Annotated in this window: 19 protein-coding genes; 9 read left to right on the forward strand and 10 right to left on the reverse strand. The window is 64.7% G+C overall.

The annotated features are described in order from the left end of the window. Positions 1–4: 4 nt before the first annotated feature. The 4 genes from ABIC09_RS32985 to ABIC09_RS33000 form a co-directional block, all read right to left on the reverse strand. Positions 5–826, reverse strand: a complete 822-nt coding sequence (locus ABIC09_RS32985; RefSeq protein ID WP_354111867.1) for a GNAT family N-acetyltransferase — start codon at positions 824–826, stop codon at positions 5–7. Beyond that, positions 813–1,850 (reverse strand): NAD-dependent epimerase/dehydratase family protein, encoded by a 1,038-nt coding sequence (locus ABIC09_RS32990; RefSeq protein WP_148755931.1) that lies wholly within the window; start codon positions 1,848–1,850, stop codon positions 813–815. Before ABIC09_RS32990 ends, ABIC09_RS32985 begins: the two co-directional genes overlap by 14 nt. A gap of 18 nt (positions 1,851–1,868) precedes the next feature. After that, positions 1,869–2,642: an ABC transporter permease gene (locus ABIC09_RS32995; protein ID WP_148755932.1), complete on the reverse strand. Its 774-nt coding sequence runs from the start codon at positions 2,640–2,642 to the stop codon at positions 1,869–1,871. Between the two features lie 82 nt (positions 2,643–2,724). After that, on the reverse strand, positions 2,725–3,372 hold the full coding sequence (locus tag ABIC09_RS33000; RefSeq protein ID WP_354111868.1) for a TetR family transcriptional regulator: 648 nt from the start codon (positions 3,370–3,372) through the stop codon (positions 2,725–2,727). 100 nt (positions 3,373–3,472) lie between these two features. Between ABIC09_RS33000 and ABIC09_RS33005 the strand changes: the two genes are divergently transcribed. The 5 genes from ABIC09_RS33005 to ABIC09_RS33025 all read left to right on the forward strand — a co-directional run bounded on the left by ABIC09_RS33005 (position 3,473) and on the right by ABIC09_RS33025 (position 6,909). Next, positions 3,473–4,477: an ABC transporter substrate-binding protein gene (locus tag ABIC09_RS33005; RefSeq protein ID WP_354111869.1), complete on the forward strand. Its 1,005-nt coding sequence runs from the start codon at positions 3,473–3,475 to the stop codon at positions 4,475–4,477. Positions 4,478–4,724: 247 nt separating this feature from the next. Further along, positions 4,725–5,423, forward strand: a complete 699-nt coding sequence (gene minC / locus ABIC09_RS33010; protein WP_148755935.1) for a septum site-determining protein MinC — start codon at positions 4,725–4,727, stop codon at positions 5,421–5,423. A gap of 21 nt (positions 5,424–5,444) precedes the next feature. After that, positions 5,445–6,260, forward strand: a complete 816-nt coding sequence (minD, locus tag ABIC09_RS33015) for a septum site-determining protein MinD (protein WP_354111870.1) — start codon at positions 5,445–5,447, stop codon at positions 6,258–6,260. Continuing rightward, positions 6,257–6,538: a cell division topological specificity factor MinE gene (minE, locus tag ABIC09_RS33020; RefSeq protein ID WP_148755937.1), complete on the forward strand. Its 282-nt coding sequence runs from the start codon at positions 6,257–6,259 to the stop codon at positions 6,536–6,538. The genes minD and minE overlap by 4 nt, the downstream gene beginning before the upstream one ends. A gap of 185 nt (positions 6,539–6,723) precedes the next feature. Then, positions 6,724–6,909, forward strand: a complete 186-nt coding sequence (locus ABIC09_RS33025; protein ID WP_234682669.1) for a hypothetical protein — start codon at positions 6,724–6,726, stop codon at positions 6,907–6,909. Positions 6,910–6,954: 45 nt separating this feature from the next. Here the strand turns inward: ABIC09_RS33025 and ABIC09_RS33030 are convergent, their stop codons facing one another. From ABIC09_RS33030 to ABIC09_RS33045, 4 genes are all read right to left on the reverse strand, one after another. Further along, positions 6,955–7,209: a hypothetical protein gene (locus tag ABIC09_RS33030; protein WP_354111871.1), complete on the reverse strand. Its 255-nt coding sequence runs from the start codon at positions 7,207–7,209 to the stop codon at positions 6,955–6,957. A 101-nt stretch (positions 7,210–7,310) separates the two neighbouring features. Further along, entirely contained in the window at positions 7,311–7,703 is a 393-nt protein-coding gene (locus tag ABIC09_RS33035; protein ID WP_148755940.1) for a hypothetical protein, read from the reverse strand. Between the two features lie 177 nt (positions 7,704–7,880). Then, positions 7,881–8,111 (reverse strand): DUF6894 family protein, encoded by a 231-nt coding sequence (locus tag ABIC09_RS33040; RefSeq protein WP_280706853.1) that lies wholly within the window; start codon positions 8,109–8,111, stop codon positions 7,881–7,883. 368 nt (positions 8,112–8,479) lie between these two features. Then, complete coding sequence (locus ABIC09_RS33045; protein ID WP_354111872.1) at positions 8,480–9,526, reverse strand: hypothetical protein; 1,047 nt, start codon at positions 9,524–9,526, stop codon at positions 8,480–8,482. 340 nt (positions 9,527–9,866) lie between these two features. Between ABIC09_RS33045 and ABIC09_RS33050 the strand changes: the two genes are divergently transcribed. Beyond that, on the forward strand, positions 9,867–10,463 hold the full coding sequence (locus ABIC09_RS33050) for a L,D-transpeptidase (RefSeq protein ID WP_502917724.1): 597 nt from the start codon (positions 9,867–9,869) through the stop codon (positions 10,461–10,463). Positions 10,464–10,524: 61 nt separating this feature from the next. Here the strand turns inward: ABIC09_RS33050 and ABIC09_RS33055 are convergent, their stop codons facing one another. Then, on the reverse strand, positions 10,525–10,962 hold the full coding sequence (locus ABIC09_RS33055) for a COG4315 family predicted lipoprotein (RefSeq protein WP_354033422.1): 438 nt from the start codon (positions 10,960–10,962) through the stop codon (positions 10,525–10,527). A gap of 185 nt (positions 10,963–11,147) precedes the next feature. Beyond that, positions 11,148–11,606 (reverse strand): MarR family winged helix-turn-helix transcriptional regulator, encoded by a 459-nt coding sequence (locus tag ABIC09_RS33060; protein ID WP_148755945.1) that lies wholly within the window; start codon positions 11,604–11,606, stop codon positions 11,148–11,150. Between the two features lie 101 nt (positions 11,607–11,707). Between ABIC09_RS33060 and ABIC09_RS33065 the strand changes: the two genes are divergently transcribed. From ABIC09_RS33065 to ABIC09_RS33075, 3 genes are all read left to right on the forward strand, one after another. Continuing rightward, positions 11,708–13,630: an FAD-binding monooxygenase gene (locus tag ABIC09_RS33065; RefSeq protein WP_354111874.1), complete on the forward strand. Its 1,923-nt coding sequence runs from the start codon at positions 11,708–11,710 to the stop codon at positions 13,628–13,630. A 140-nt stretch (positions 13,631–13,770) separates the two neighbouring features. Beyond that, the gene (locus tag ABIC09_RS33070) at positions 13,771–14,751 is read left to right on the forward strand and encodes an SH3 domain-containing protein (protein WP_354111875.1); all 981 of its coding nucleotides are present in this window, start codon (positions 13,771–13,773) and stop codon (positions 14,749–14,751) included. A 163-nt stretch (positions 14,752–14,914) separates the two neighbouring features. Beyond that, complete coding sequence (locus ABIC09_RS33075; protein WP_354033565.1) at positions 14,915–15,193, forward strand: hypothetical protein; 279 nt, start codon at positions 14,915–14,917, stop codon at positions 15,191–15,193. The last annotated feature ends 174 nt before the right edge of the window (positions 15,194–15,367 follow it).

Genomic DNA, 15,367 nt, shown 5'->3' on the forward strand with positions numbered 1-15,367 from the left:
TGTCCTATCCGAATTCGGGGCCGGCGACGGCGAATGGCATTTCCTCGGCCATGGCGGGGGCGGGGCCGAGCCGCATGCGCTGGAACGGCCGCTCGATGGTCCAGCCCGAGGTCGTCAATCCTTCGAGGAACGCGGCCTGCGGGGCGACGGCGTCGAGCAGGAGAGGGCCGGTCTCGGAGCGTACGATCGTTTGCACCAGGGCCAGCGCTGCCGCGGCATTGTCGGCGAATAGCGGGCCGATGTGGCGGGCGGTCCGCCCGTCGCGAACCAGCGCGATGGCTCCGTTCGCGGAGACGATACGCGAGCCGGAGCGCTGTGCGAAGGCCGACAGCAGGGCGGTGCGATCGAACCCGGTGGCTCGCCGGTCGCGCGCGCGAAGTGCATCGATGCTCGCGGATGAAGGTGGTGGCGCTTCGGCCCGCGTCTGCTTCGTGAGCTTCAACCGCCGCAATTGCAGCGTCGGCGTGAAGCCGAGCGGCCCGTACACCGCGACCCCGTCCGGCGTGGCGTCAAGCCAGCTGGTCAAGCCGTTCTTGCGCGCGGTTTCCAGGCAGGCATCGACGAGGCGCGTGGCGAGGCCGCGCCGGCGGTGGCTGGCCGTCACCAGCACCATGCTGATCCAGGCGTTGTTGCCGGAGTAGGGCAGCAGCGCCGCCGTTGCGACCAGCAGCACGCCGGTGCGGATGCCGAACACAACGCCGTCGCGGAGGAAAATGCGCCAGTCCTCTTCGGTCTGGTTCCAGTGGGCTTCCGTCGAGAGCACGAGCCCGGCCATGGCATCATCCAGGCCGAGCTTGAGGACCGGAGGCCCGTCAGTAGCGGCCATCGCGCACCTCGTATTTGGTCGGCTTGCCGAGGCTCGGCATGGCGCGCGAGACCCAGTCGGCGGTCCAGGCGATCAACTGCTCGGTATCGACGACGGGCAGGCCGAACAGCTCGACGGCTTTCGACGTGTCGGTCAGCCACGCCGTCGGCTCTTCCGTGCCTGTCAGCACCGGCGCGCGGCCGAAGCGGGCGCCGAATTTTTGCGCGAGGTCGCGCACCGCCAGAATCTCGTGGCCGCTGATATTGATCGGCGAGGTCGGCGCCGTGCAATGCGCCAGGCAGCGCAGCGCCTGCGCCGACGCATCGCCCTGCCAGATGAAATTGACGTGACCGAGGCTGACGTCGATCGGCGTGCCGCTGAGCACCTTGATCGCAATGTCGTGCAGCACGCCGTAGCGCATGTCGATCGCGTAATTGAGCCGGAACAGGCGGCCCGGCGTTGAAAATCTGTGCGAAAAATACTCGAACATGCGCTCGCGGCCGACGCAGGACTGGGCGTATTCGCCGGGCGGGTTCGGCGCCATGTCCTCGGTCGAGCCCTTGCCGTCGACGGGCACGAAGGGATAGACGCAGCCGGTCGAGAACGCCACGATTCGCGACGACGGGAAGGCCTGTGCCACCAGCGCCGGCACATGCGCATTCATCGCCCAGGTCAGCGACAGATCGCCCTCGGCGCCGAACTTGCGGCCGGCCATGAACACGATATTCGGCGCCTTCGGCAGCGCCTTGATGGCGGCCTCATCAAGCAGGTCGCAATTGATCGTCTCGACGCCGCGCGCGTGCAGCCAGTCCTTGACATCAGGATCGCTGAAGCGGGCGACGCCGATGACGCGGCGTTCGGGGGCGGCGGCTTTGGCAAGCCCCGCCAGCGTCGGCCCCATCTTGCCGGCGACGCCGAGGATCATGATGTCGCCTTCGACCTTTTTGAGGTCGTCGATCAACGCCTGCGTCGGACGGCAGAGGAGATCGTCGAGGGCTGCAATATCAGGAATGGTCTTCGGCAGCGTCTGGCGGGTCAGCAGCATGAATTTCGTCCTTGGTCTTCAGGTCTGCCTGGCATCGCCGACGACGAACATGCGTTCGAGGGCGAGCACCAGGCCGTAGAGTGTGACGCCGAGCAAGGTCAGCAGCACGACGGCCATCACCATCGCAGGCGTGTCGAGCGACGACTGCACCTGGATCATGAGGTAGCCGAGCCCGCGCTCGGAGGCGATGAACTCGCCGACGATGGCGCCGGCGACCGCAAGGATGGCGCCTACCTTCATGCCTGAGAACACGTAAGGCAGCGATCCCGGCAGCTGGATCTTGCGGAACAGCGTCCAGCGCGAGCCGCGCAGCGATTTGACGAGATCGAGCAAATCCGGCTCGACCTCGCGCAGGCCGCGCGCGGTCGTGAGCAGGATCGGGAAGAAGCAGATGCTGAAGGCGATCAGGATGTTCGGCAGGATGCCGTAGGAGAACCAGACGATGAAGAGCGGCCCGAGCGCGACCTTCGGGATCATGTTCAAGGTCACGAACAGCGGCAGCAGCACGAGGCTCACGAGCGGCGCCCAGCTGAAGATCACCGCGAGTGCGACGCCGACGAAGGCGCCGAGCGCGAACCCGCCGAGGATCTCGACCGCGGTCACCAGCGTGTTGGCGCCCCAGGCATAGCTCGCGGTTCCCAGCGTCTGCACCGTCGCAAGCGGCGAGGGGAGGATGAATTTCGGCACGTGGAAGGCATCGACCAGGACCTGCCAGAGCACGAGCACGGCCAGATGCACGATCAGGATGATCGCAAAGTTGCGCGCCGGACTGCTGGCTCCGTCACCTGCCACCGTCTGCTCCCTGTTGCCTGGGCCTCACTGCCGCAACGCCGAGCCTAACCGGCCTTGGTGCAAGTTTCAACCAGTTGGTTGATTACGGCCGGAGGGACTGCAGCACCAGATCGGCGACATGCCGGCGCCGGGCGCGGCGGGCGGTGCGGCTCGACAGGTCCTTGCCGAAGATCGCCGACAGCGTCGGCGTGTTGGAGAAAAAGAAATAGCTGAGGCCCGCGATGGAGATGTAGAGCTGGAGCGGGTCGATCCCCTTGCGGAACATCCCGGCGCGCACGCCTTCGTGGAGGATGTGGGAGACGCTCTTCACCAGCGGCGAATGCATCGCCTCCAGCCGTGTCGAGCCGCGGACGTGGCGGGCGCCGCCGCGGTTCTCGTCGTTCAAAAGCACGATAAAATCGGGGTTTTCCGCGAGATGATCGAACGAGGCCTCGGTCAGCCGGCGGATCGCCTTGTCCGGTGGCAGACCCTCGAGATTGAGCTTGCGCTCCTGCTCGCGGATGTCCTCATAGACCCATTCGAGCACGGCGAGGTAGAGCGCGTCCTTGTCGCCGAAGTAGTGGTAGACCAGCTGCTTGTTGACGCCGGCGCGCTCCGCGATCTCGTCGACGCGGGCGCCCGCAAAACCGTGCCGGGCGAACTCCAGCCGCGCCGCGGTGAGCAGTTTCTTGCGGGTGGCGACGGGGTCGCGGCGCTGCGGCACGGTGTCGCCGGATCGTTTTGCGAGCATTTCCAACCAAACAGTTGACAAGTTGAGGACGGGCTTGTTGCATTGGTAGCCTCACATCGGGAGAGCGACAAGCCGGGTCGCGGCAATGGGGAGACAGGCGATGAAGCGTTTGCAGGCGGCGATTGTGGCTCTGACGCTGGGTTTGCCGGCAATGCCGGCGAGCGCAAGCGAGGCGGTCAACCTGATCCTGAACTGGACGCCGACGGCCGACCATTCGCCGTTCTATTACGCCAAGGCGCAGGGCTGGTACGAGAAGGCCGGCATCGACCTCACCATCGAGGTCGGCAAGGGCTCCGGCGTGTCCGCCGCCAAGGTTGGCTCCGGCGGCTCGCCGTTTGGCATCGCCGATCTCGCCACCATGCTGGTCGCCAAGAGCAAGGGCGCCGACGACGTCGCGCTGATGAGCATCTACGCCAATACCGGCCAGACGTTCTATTGGCTGAAGAGCTACGGCGTGAACGGTGCGAAGGAGTTTGCCGGCCACAAGATCGGCAATCCGCCGGGCGACGCCTCGCGCGTGATGTGGCCGGCCTTTGCCAAGGCCGCCGGTCTCGCGCCCGACTCCGTCAGCTTCGTCAATATCGGGCCGACCGCGAAGATCGCCGCGCTGAAGAGCCACACCGTCGATATCATCAGCGACTTCTACAACGAGCACGACCTGAAGGTGATCGAGTTCGGACAGGACCTCGGCTACGTCAACTGGAAGGATATCGGCCTCAACCCCTACGGCAACTCGCTGATCGTCAACGGTGCCTATCTCCAGAAGAATCCGAAGCTCGTCGAGGAGTTCGTGCGCATCTCGCAGAAGGCCTTTGCGGCCTGCGTCGCCGACGTCACGCCGTGCCTGAAAGCGCTGCTCGACCAGGTCTCCGGTCTCGACAAGGAGAACCAGGAGCGCCAGTGGGAGCGCATCAAGTACCTGATGACCGACGAGTTCACGACCACCAAGGGTCTCGGCTGGATCGACGGCGAGCGGATGAAGAAGGACTATGAGCTGGTCCAGACGTATCTGGGCATGGAGAGGCCGTTCGACGTGGCGACGGCGTTTTCGACGAAGATGCTGGATTCCGCGATCAAGATGGATGCGAGCAAGGTGAAGAAGTAGGGGCTCTCTCCTCGTCATTGCGAGCGAAGCGAAGCAATCCAGAGTCTCTCAGCGGCGGCAGTCTGGATTGCTTCGCTTCGCTCGCAATGACGGCGTTGGGGCAGTTGTGCCACACATCGTCTAAATGCTGTTCGGCGAGAGTGCCCGTCATGCCATCCCGCCCACGTAACCGCACGGAGAAATTAACTAGCCATTAACCATATCGGCGGCATCGTTAACTATTCAATAAGGGAACGAGTCGGTCGCTATGGAGGCTGTAGCAAAAGTCCAACGCCAAATGGTGCGCCTGCGCGGGCGCTCCTATGTGGCCTTCGTGTTCGTGCCGACGGTTCCGATCCAGGACTGGCTGCTGGAGATCGACACCACCATCGCGCGCTCGCCGGGCTTCTTCGCCGGCCGGCCCGTGGTGATCGACCTGTCCTCGGTCGATCTCAGCCAGTCCGGCATTGGTCATCTCCTCACCAGCTTGCAGGACCGCAATATCCGCGTGCTCGGCATCGAGGGCGTGGAGGAGGCGCGGCTGACGCCGTCGATGCCGCCGCTGCTTTCGGGCGGGCGCAGTTGCGTGATCGAGCCGAGCGCGCCCAAGAAGCCCGAGGCAAAGGTCGAGACCAAGCCGACCTCGCTGCTGCTCGATAGCCCCGTGCGCTCCGGCCAGACCGTGATCTTCCCCGAAGGCGACGTCACCATTCTGGGCTCGGTCGGCTCCGGCGCCGAGGTCGTCGCCGGCGGTTCCATCCACATCTACGGCGCGCTCCGTGGCCGCGCCATGGCGGGCGTGAACGGTCACACCAGCGCGCGCATCTATTGCCAGAAGATCGAGGCCGAACTGCTTGCGATTGATGGATTTTATCAGACTGCGGACGACATCGACGCCGCCTTGCGCGGCAAGCCGGCGCAGGCCTGGCTGCAGGGGAATACCATGCGAATTACAGCACTGAACTGACCAGCAAAGGAGATATTTCAGATGAGTAAGGTACTGGTCGTGACATCAGGCAAGGGCGGGGTCGGCAAGACCACGACGACCGCCGCGCTGGGCGCCGCACTGGCGCAACGCGGCGACAAGGTCGTCGTCGTCGATTTCGACGTCGGCTTGCGCAACCTCGACCTCGTGATGGGCGCCGAGCGCCGCGTGGTGTTCGACCTCATCAACGTGGTGCAGGGTGTGGCGAAACTCCCGCAGGCGCTGATCAAGGACAAGCGGCTTGAGAACCTCTGGCTGCTGCCGGCCTCGCAAACCCGCGACAAGGACGCGCTGACCGAGGAAGGCGTCGGCAAGGTCATCGACGACCTGCGCAGTCGCTTCGACTGGGTGATCTGCGACAGCCCGGCCGGCATCGAGCGCGGCGCCTCGATGGCGATGCGCTTTGCAGACGAAGCCGTGATCGTCACCAATCCGGAAGTCTCCTCGGTGCGCGATTCCGACCGCATCATCGGCATGCTCGATTCCAAGACGGTGCGGGCCGAGAAGGGCGAGCGGGTCGAGAAGCACATTCTCATCACCCGCTACGATCCCTCGCGCGCCGCACGCGGCGAGATGCTGACCATCGAGGACATCCTCGAGATCCTCGCAACACCCTTGCTCGGCATCATTCCGGAGAGCCAGGACGTGCTGAAGGCCTCCAATGTCGGCACGCCGGTGACGCTATCGAACGCCGAAGGCGCGCCTGCGCGGGCCTATATCGACGCGGCGCGGCGGCTGTGCGGCGACACTGTGCCGATGCAGGTGCCGACCGAGCGCAAAGGCTTTATGGATCGTCTGCTACGACGGAGGGCTGCATGAGCATGGGTCTGCTCCGGCTTCTCCGTGGCAACAAGGCGTCTGCACCCGTCGCTCGCGAACGGTTGCAGATCCTGCTTGCCCATGAACGCGGCCAGCGCGGCCAGCCCGATCTGCTCGGTGTGCTGCGCGAGGAAATTCTCGCCGTCGTCTCCAGGCACGTCACGCTGGATCCGACCAAGGTGATCGTGCGGCTCGAACGCGGCGACGAGGTCTCGACCCTCGAGGTCGATATCGAAGTGCCCAACGATTTCGAGCGCAAGCGCGTGGCGGTCGCGTAGGGGACGCGACTGAAACTGAGTGGGTGATCTGGGGTGGGTGAGAAGGCGGTCCGCCGGGCATGGCGGACCGCCTTTGTTTTTGCGGGCCGCGTGAGCGGAACGCGACACGCGGCTCGGTCGTTGTCAGCACTCCGGGGGGCGCGCGGGAGCGATGCACCGGGGCTACGTCAAACGGGAGAGCGCTCATGATGTCCGAGGTCCAGGTCCACACCGTCGCGCGGCAGATGCTGGAACGGCATGGCTTTGCTGCGATCGCGAAGGCCGCGGAGCAGGCGCAGGCTTGCGAGGGCCGCGGCGAGGCCGACGAGGCCAAGGAATGGCGTCATATCGCGGACGCCATGAAGATCATGCGCGGTCCTGCCCACAGCTGATCCGCGATCAAGCAGGTTAAGGCCTGCCGGTTCCCGCTCGGGAGCCTAGTGTTCGCTCTGGTCGGCGCCTTGCGTCATCGGCTTATGCTGCGTCTGCGGCTGCGCGCGCTCGCCGGTCTCCTTGCAGGGGAGCTGCTCCCAGGAGCCGTCCGCCGCCTGCTGATAGGCGCTGCAGGACGATGACGATGAGATCGCCTTGTCCTCACCCTTCTGGGCATCGGAATTCTTCGCGACGGCCGGGGCGGTCAGCACGGCGCCGGCCGCGAGAGCTCCGGCGAAAACGAGATGGGCAATTCGCATGGGGGTCTCCTGTTCGAAGAAGCCGCATGCTGGCGAGGATTGTGACGATTCTTGGCCGCGACGGCGGTTCCGTCGCGGCGTGCTTAACGGCGAGGGAGTGCCTAGCCGCCCTTGCTGCGGATCAGGCCGGCAAGGCTCGTCTTCTGCTTTTCGCACCAATTGCTCATGCCCAGCCGGCGCTGGTCGAGATCGGTCGCTTGCGTCGCCACCGCGACCTCGGCCATGACGTCGTCGGCCTGCTTCTCGCCCATCTTGCCGCCGGTATGCATGAAGGCGATCGCCTTGCGCACCTGCTCAGTGGTGCCGTCGGGCAGCTGCATCTGCTGCGCCTTCTGCACCAGATCCTGATAGACGACGTCCGTGCCCGGACACTGAACCTTGGCGGCAAAGGCCTGCAGGACCAGTGTCACGTAGGTCGAGCGCGGATGCTCGTCAGCCGCTTGGGCTGGAGCCGCGATCAGCAACAGGCCTGCTATCAGGAAAGGGGTGCGCATCCTAGGGTCCTCTGCGTTTTTTTGGGAGGCTAGCGTCCGGCGCGCCGCAGCGCAATGGTCGCCGGCGGATTGTCGCTGACGAGCTGGTTCGAAGCGCCGGTGCTGGACACTCTTTTTCGACGCGTTTTCTTTACGCGAACCGGCACGTTCACTTCGCTCAAAAACGCTACGGCCGGGCTAGCGGCGCCAGGCCGGCACGGGATCGAGCGGCGTGCGATAGACCTCGTTGTGATCGCGATCGGTGACGCGCACCGCGCAACCCTTGCGCTGCAGCTCAGGCTTCACCTGCGACAGCTCGCTGGCCAATTGAACGGCGCGATCGGAGGCGACCTCGATGTCCTCGAGGATGATTCCGCCCTGGTTCTTGAACTCTTCACCAACCACGAGATCGAAGGAGTAGTACGGCATCCGAATTTCCCCGGTGTGACGACCCAAATCCTCAGACGAAGCCTTCAACGGAAGTCTTCAAAACGAGAGCGATCATACCACTGAGTCGATATTTATCCGATGAACGGAGCGCGCAATCTCTGTGCTTATGGCGCAGAAATGATGTGCAACATCCGAGTGCTTTAAGATTTTATTAAATATGTCGGCCTGATCATAAGGCATCGAATTGCAGCAGAACCGGGCTCCGGGAACCGGCAGCTGCAAGAGAAGGCCGGCGGCATAAATCCCGACGGCCTTTTCTCATCGCGCCGAGCTGCGTATCACCGTAGTTGCACGGATTCACGTCGTCACATCGAGTCTGACAGCTTGCGTTGTCGTTCGATGCAGGCCTAGTGCACCGGCATCGGTGGACGCACGACAGGTCCGTCATCATCGGCAACGGCTTGCGTCGTCGCGACCGGTGGTGCCACCGGCGGCGGGACGGCGGCAGCTTGCGACGGCGGAGGTGCGAGCGGCGGCGAATAAGCCGGCATGTAGGTATGCGACACGACCGGCTTCGGCTTGCGAACAGGCGGCGGCATCGACCCCGGAGCGCGCGGTGGCAGCGCAGACACGCGCGCGCGTGGATCGACCGGCGGTTTCGCTTCGGCGATCGGCTTTGGCGCTGATGGCTTCGCCATCTCGCGCACCATCTGCTCCTGACCGGCCTTCAACTCGGCGATGTTCGCCTTGAGCTGCTCGATCTGCTGCGCCATCGCGGCGATGTCGCGCGTCATTGACTCCACTGTTTGCGACTCCACTGCTTGCGTGGCATCGGCTTGTGTCGCGGCGGGCGCGGCAGCGGCCGTGACAATCGGTGCTGCGGGCGTTGCCGCAGTCTGGTCGGCGGCCTGATCCTGTGCGACGGGCGGGACTGCCTGCGCGGCTGCGACCGGCGCTGTCTGCGGCGTCGGAGGCAGTAGCGACGTCGAAGACAACAGCGACGCCAGAGCCGGTGTCCATTCCGCGAGCATCTGCGTCGCGGTGTCGCCGTGCTTCTCCCAGGCGATCGTGGCAGCGGCGCTGCCACCTGCAAACAGGAACGTGACGAACGCGCCGCGCAACCACTTACCAGCAGTCGATCGCTTCGGCCGGCTGCGACCATCGCTGGCCGTCACGCGCACGGCGGTGTCGACCGAGGGCGCTGCCGCTTGCGGCTTCGAGACGGGAATGAATTTCGGCTCCGGATGAATCTTCGGACTAATCTTGGGTTCCGGCACGAACTTCGGCTCAGGACGGGCCGTGAACGCGGGTGCAAGCGTGGCCGCCTCGCTGCTCACGCGCGAACCCCGCACCATTTCGGGTGAAATCTGGACGGCGTCGTGCGGATCGTTGTTGCTGACTGTGTCCTTCACGATCTCATCGACAATCTGCCGGCTGTTCAACGTCGCGAGCATCGCAGCTCCTCTGAAGATTGGTCGTCCGCATTGGCGCGAGCCGATCTGTTGCATGAGCTCACCCCAAATCTAATCAGGTTGGCCCGATGTGGCACGAGTCCAGCCGGGTTTGACCAAAGCAAGGCGAGGCGATGGAGACATCGCGACGGTCTTCCGCCGTTTGTGGTGACGGAACCCGGGCAGCCGAACACGGCCACGTGTTCCGTGCTGCCATGTTTTCAGCACGATTTGGGCAGCATCTACGGGGGCTGGGGGCGCTGCTATCCGCTATCGGGGGCCGGCGGTGCCAAAATCTCTACTCGCTTTGTTCGTGCTTGCCTTGCTGCCGCTCGGCGGCTGCATGCAGACGACGCTCTCGCCATCGACGGATGCGAGCATGACGGCGCGCGACCGCCAGTTGCTGGCGCACACGCCTTACGCCCAAGCCAACGTGCCCGAGCAATATCTCCGTCACATCGTCGATTATCCGCGCAAGGAGCAGCCGGGCACGATCCTGGTCGATACCGATGCGCGCTACCTTTACTACGTGCTGCCCGACGGCAAGGCGATCCGCTACGGCGTCGCGGTCGGCGAAGAGGCGATGGCGTTCTCGGGCGTCGCGCGTGTCGGTCGTCTGGCGGAATGGCCGGACTGGGTGCCGACGGCAGAGATCCAGGCGCGGTTGGGGCCGTATCCGGCGCGCGTGGCCGGTGGTCCCGCCAATCCGCTGGGCGCGCGGGGCATCTATCTCTATGTCGGCAACAAGGACACGCTCTACCGCATTCACGGCACCAACCAGCCGGAATATATCGGGCAGGCGATCTCCTCGGGCTGCATCCGGATGCGCAACGAGGACGTGATCGATCTGTTCGACCGGGTGAAGCTCAACGCGACCGTCGTGGTGCTGCCACCCGGGCAGAACGCGCGGGTCGAGGCAGGGCCGAGCTGGCACGGGTGAGGCGGCCGATCTGACTTGTCGCTTCCGCCGCGGGCGGCGACGGACGCGCGCCGTTCCGGCCCTAATCCTCTGGCCGAGCGACGCGCCATTGCAACGTTGTGGCTATGCCATTGGCTTCGCCCGGCGCCTTGTCGGCCACTGACGTGTAGAGGGGACGGTAGCGGAAGGCCCACATCTTGCTGCCGTCGTTGCGGGTAATCGGCGTGAAATCGCCGGTCGCTTGGGCATTCGCGGGCGCAGCAAGCGGAATCCAGGCCTCAGCGCATTTGCCGTCACAGCTCGACGTCTTGCCGCTGGTGTCACGCTCATAGAAGTAGAGCGTCATGCCCTTGAGATCGACGAGCTTGGGGCCCTGCTTGGTCAGAACGTAGCGCGCGGGGACGGGCACCGCCTCGGCCTTCGGCGCAGCAGGGGCTTCGCCGCCGCCGCCATGCCCATTCGCGAGCGCATGACCGGTAGACAGCGCGATGACCGCGGCGGCAATGACGAACCTGAACATCCGAAGCTCCAAACCGGCAAAGTTAATCGCGCGTTAAGCGCAGAATTGGAGACGACGGTAGCAACTGAAGGTTAGTTCCACGTTTCGCAGCACTGCGACAAATGCGGGCAAAACTACGGGGTTATGGCTTTTTGTCTGTCGCGTTTTCTTGACGCGAACCGGTACCCGCTTCGCTCGGAAGCGCTTTAGGCCTCGCGCAGGGGCGCGCGGCTAAGCTCGTTGCCGGCGGCGATGGCCTTGCGCAAGAGCCGCATCAAATCCCCACCTTCCTTCGCGCTGAGACCGCGCAGCATTTTCTGCTGCGCGGATTCGACCGCGGGCGTGATCTTGCGCAGCGTTCGGCGGCCCTCGTCGGTGATCTCGAGCTCGCGGGCGCGGCGGTCGCGGCTACTGGCGCGACGCTCAGTGAGGCCCTTCTGTACGAGGCGATCGACCACGCCGGTGATGGTGGTCCGGTCATAGGCGATCAATCCTGCGAGCGTGACCTGGTCGAGCCCCGGATTGGCCTTGATGGTCGCAAGGGCCGCGTACTGCACCGGGGTGAGATCGAACCCGGCTTCGCCGACCTCGGCCAGAAACACGGCGACCGCGATCTGCTGGAACCGCCGCGCCAGATGGCCGGGCATATCGTTGTTGTCTTTCACCGAATTCTCCGTGAGCCGGGACGACGGGCTATTATTGACAAGTATACTGATAGTCAGCATACTGAGCAATATCGGACAAGACGTCAACGGGAGAGGTGCTCATGCAATTCCATCTCAATGGATTCCAGCCGGGCGACCCCGAGATTGCCGATCCCGCCGCGCGCGTTCAGGCCTCGGGCGCTATCGGCGCCGTGCCCGACGAGGTTGACGTCCTCATCGTCGGCTGTGGCCCCGCGGGCCTGACGCTCGCGGCCCAACTCGCGCAATTCCCTGATATCAAGACCTGCATCGTCGAGCAGAAGCCGGGCCCGCTCTTGGTCGGCCAGGCCGATGGCGTCGCCTGCCGCACCATGGAGATGTTCCACGCCTACGGTTTCAGCGAGCGCGTGCTGAAGGAGGCCTATTGGGTCAACGAGACGACGTTCTGGAAGCCGGACGGGCAGGCGCCGGAGAAGATCGTCCGCAGCGGCCGGGTGCAGGATGTCGAAGACGGGCTGTCGGAATTTCCGCACGTCATCCTCAACCAGGCGCGCATCCATGACGGCTTTCTCGACATCATGCGAAGGTCGCCGGCCAAGCTCGAGCCCTATTACGGCAGGCGTCTGCTCGACCTCCAGGTCGATGCGGCCGCGGGGCCAGCCGACCATGCCGTGACGGTGGGCCTCGAATGCGTCGATGCTGCGAACGAGGGCAAGGTCGAAACCATCAGGGCGCGCTACGTCGTCGGTTGCGACGGCGCGCGCAGCACGGTGCGCAAGTCGATCGGCCGCGAGCTGCATGGCGATTCCGCCAACCAGGCCTGGGGCGTGATGGACGTGCTGGCGGTGACCGATTTCCCTGATATCCGCTTCAAGGTCCTGATCCAGTCGGCGAAGGACGGCAGCCTTCTCATTATTCCGCGCGAAGGCGGCTACTTGGTCCGCCTCTATGTCGAGCTGGCAAAGCTCGACGTCGGCGAGCGCGTCGCCAACCGTGACATCACGGCCGACGACGTGATTGCGAAAGCACAGCGGATCCTGAAGCCGCATACGCTCGAGGTGAAGGAGATCGCCTGGTGGTCGGTCTACGAGATCGGCCAGCGCCTGACCGACAAGTTCGACGACGTGCCGGAAACCGAGATCAACACGCGTTTGCCGCGCATCTTCATCGCCGGCGATGCCTGTCACACCCACAGCCCGAAGGCGGGGCAGGGCATGAACGTCTCGATGCAGGACGCCTTCAATATGGGCTGGAAGCTCGCCTCCGTCCTTCGCAAGCAGAGCACGCCGAGCCTGCTGCATTCCTACTCGGCCGAGCGGCATGCGGTGGCCAAGGAGCTGATCGACTTCGATCGCGAATGGGCGGGCATTCTCGCTTCCGCGGCCAAGGCAGGCGGCGCCGATGCCGCCAAGACGCAGGATTATTTCGTCAGGCACGGCCGCTACACGGCGGGCACGGCGACGCATTACACGCCGTCGATCCTCATCGGCGCGGCCTCGCATCAGCATCTCGCGCAAGGCCTCGTCATCGGCACGCGATTCCACTCGGCGCCAGTGATCCGGCTCGGGGATGCGAAGCCTGTTCATCTCGGCCACGCGGTGCAGGCCGATGGCCGTTTTCGCATCTACGCGTTCTCCGGCGCCGAAGACCCGGCCGCTGCCGGCTCCGCCATTCGCGCGCTGTGCAATTTCCTCGCCGAGGCCAGGGAATCGCCGCTCAGGCGATACACGCCAGCCGGTGCCGACATCGACGCCGTGATCGATCTGCGTGCGGTGTTTCAGCAGGACCATCGCGCGCTCGCGATCGAGGCGATGCCAACGCTGCTGCTGCCGCGCAAAGGGCGCTACGGCTTGCTCGACTACGAAAAGATGTTTTGTCCGGACCTCAAGAGTGGTCACGACGTTTTCGAGATGCGCGGCATCGATCGGAAGGCCGGCTGCATGGTCGTGGTGCGTCCCGATCAATACGTTGCACAGGTGCTGCCGCTCGATGATTTTGCGGCGCTCGCCGCGTATTTCGACGCCTTCATGTTGCAGGTGAACTGAAGCGTGCTCCGCCGATGAATGGCGGATGAATATTGAACTGCGCGCGCGGCGCGCCTCTCAATCTTTTGGCTGATACGACCTTTGCGCGCGGAACGCTTCGTTCCGTTCGTGCGTTCCGCCTCTCAGAGGAGGACTTTGCCATGAGATTGAAAACCGCTTTAGTTGCCGCATTGCTGCTCGCGCCGACGGCCGCATTGGCCGCGCCGGGCATCGTCACCGTCTCGACCGGCCTGCGCGCCGGCCCGGGGGCGGGCTTTCCGCTGGTCGACCGCGTCCCCGAGGGCGCCCGCGTCAACATCCATGGTTGCCTGCGTGGCAATGCCTGGTGCGACGTGAGCTTTTCCGACGATCGCGGCTGGGTGTCGTCGCAATATCTCGAATACCTCTACCGCAATCACTACGTCTATCTTCCCGACTATGCCGATGAGGTCGGCGTGCCCGTCGTCCCCTTCGTGCTGAGCTCGTACTGGTCGAGCTACTACGAGGGGCGCCCCTGGTATCGCCGTCACGCCTACTGGAACAACTACTGGACCTCGCATGAGCGCTTTGCGACGCGGATGACGATCGATCCGCGCGCCGCTCGCATCGGACGCGCGGCGACGCGTGACGCTGCGGTCGCGCTAGGCCGCGACGCGCATGCCAGCGACAACGTTAAGGGTAATGTCGCGGTCTCCGGCCGTGATGCCGCGACGGCGCGGCATCATGATGCGGCCATCGCAAAGCGCGACGCTGCGGTTGGCGTCGATCGCAATCGTGCCGAACGGAGCCAGCGTTTCGTCAACGAGCGGACCGCGGTGCAGGGTCGCAATCCCCGTGATGCGCAGGCGCGTATGATGCACGAGCAGGCGGCAAGTCGCGCTGCAGTCCACGCGCAGCCGGTGGCGCGTGCACATGAAGCGCCGCGCGTGTCGGCTGCGCCGGCGGCCCGGCCCGTGACGCCGCATATGGCTCAGCCGAATGTCAGCCACGCTGCGCCGATGAACGCTCATGCGCAGATGCCGGCGCCGCGTGCGGCCGCGCCTGCGATGCCGCATCCCGGTGGAGGCGGCGGCGCTCCGCACGTCAATGCGGCTCCGCATGGCGGCGGCGCGCCCAGCGGCCCGCAGAAGCACGAGCATTGAGCAATGAAAGCCCGGCCTTCGCGCCGGGCTTTTGCTTGGGTTAACCCGGTTCCGTGCGCGTACAATTTAAGAAAGTTCTTCGCGGGCAGATTTCATCGATCGTAATATGTGTATTCAAAGCTGTAAGCATCCACTCGGGGCAGCGGGGCACGGGAGGATGAAGATGAGACAAAGTCAGGCGGAGTCGCGTCGCCAAAATGTCGCGAAGCGGTCGATGACCAAAGAGGCAAAGCAACTGGCCGGCCTGATTGCCGGCTTGCGCAAATCCCTCGACGGCATCCACAAGGAGCGGACTAGCACAAAGCTTTCCGGCGCCGAGATGGGGCTGCTCGACGAGCGCCGCAACAATTTGTTGCTCACCATTGCTGCCCTGGACGATCGTCTGTCGGCTGTGCAGGGTCTGATTGATCTCGGCCGTCCACACATCATCCGCGTCCACTGAGCGGATCGGCTCGGCATTATCGGTTCCGTCGCGGCGGCGATGGGCCGGCGCCAGGCTGGCGGCTCTGCACCGCGTAAGGGTTAGAGCGTTAGCCCATCTGACTGAATCGTTGGGGATTCACAAATCAGCGTTTTGGTGATTCAAGCTACCCGCCGGGACGGGAGGCCGGCGGGC

It is taken from the genome of Bradyrhizobium sp. S3.12.5, from assembly GCF_040548225.1.
Taxonomy (GTDB): Bacteria; Pseudomonadota; Alphaproteobacteria; order Rhizobiales; family Xanthobacteraceae; genus Bradyrhizobium; species Bradyrhizobium cytisi.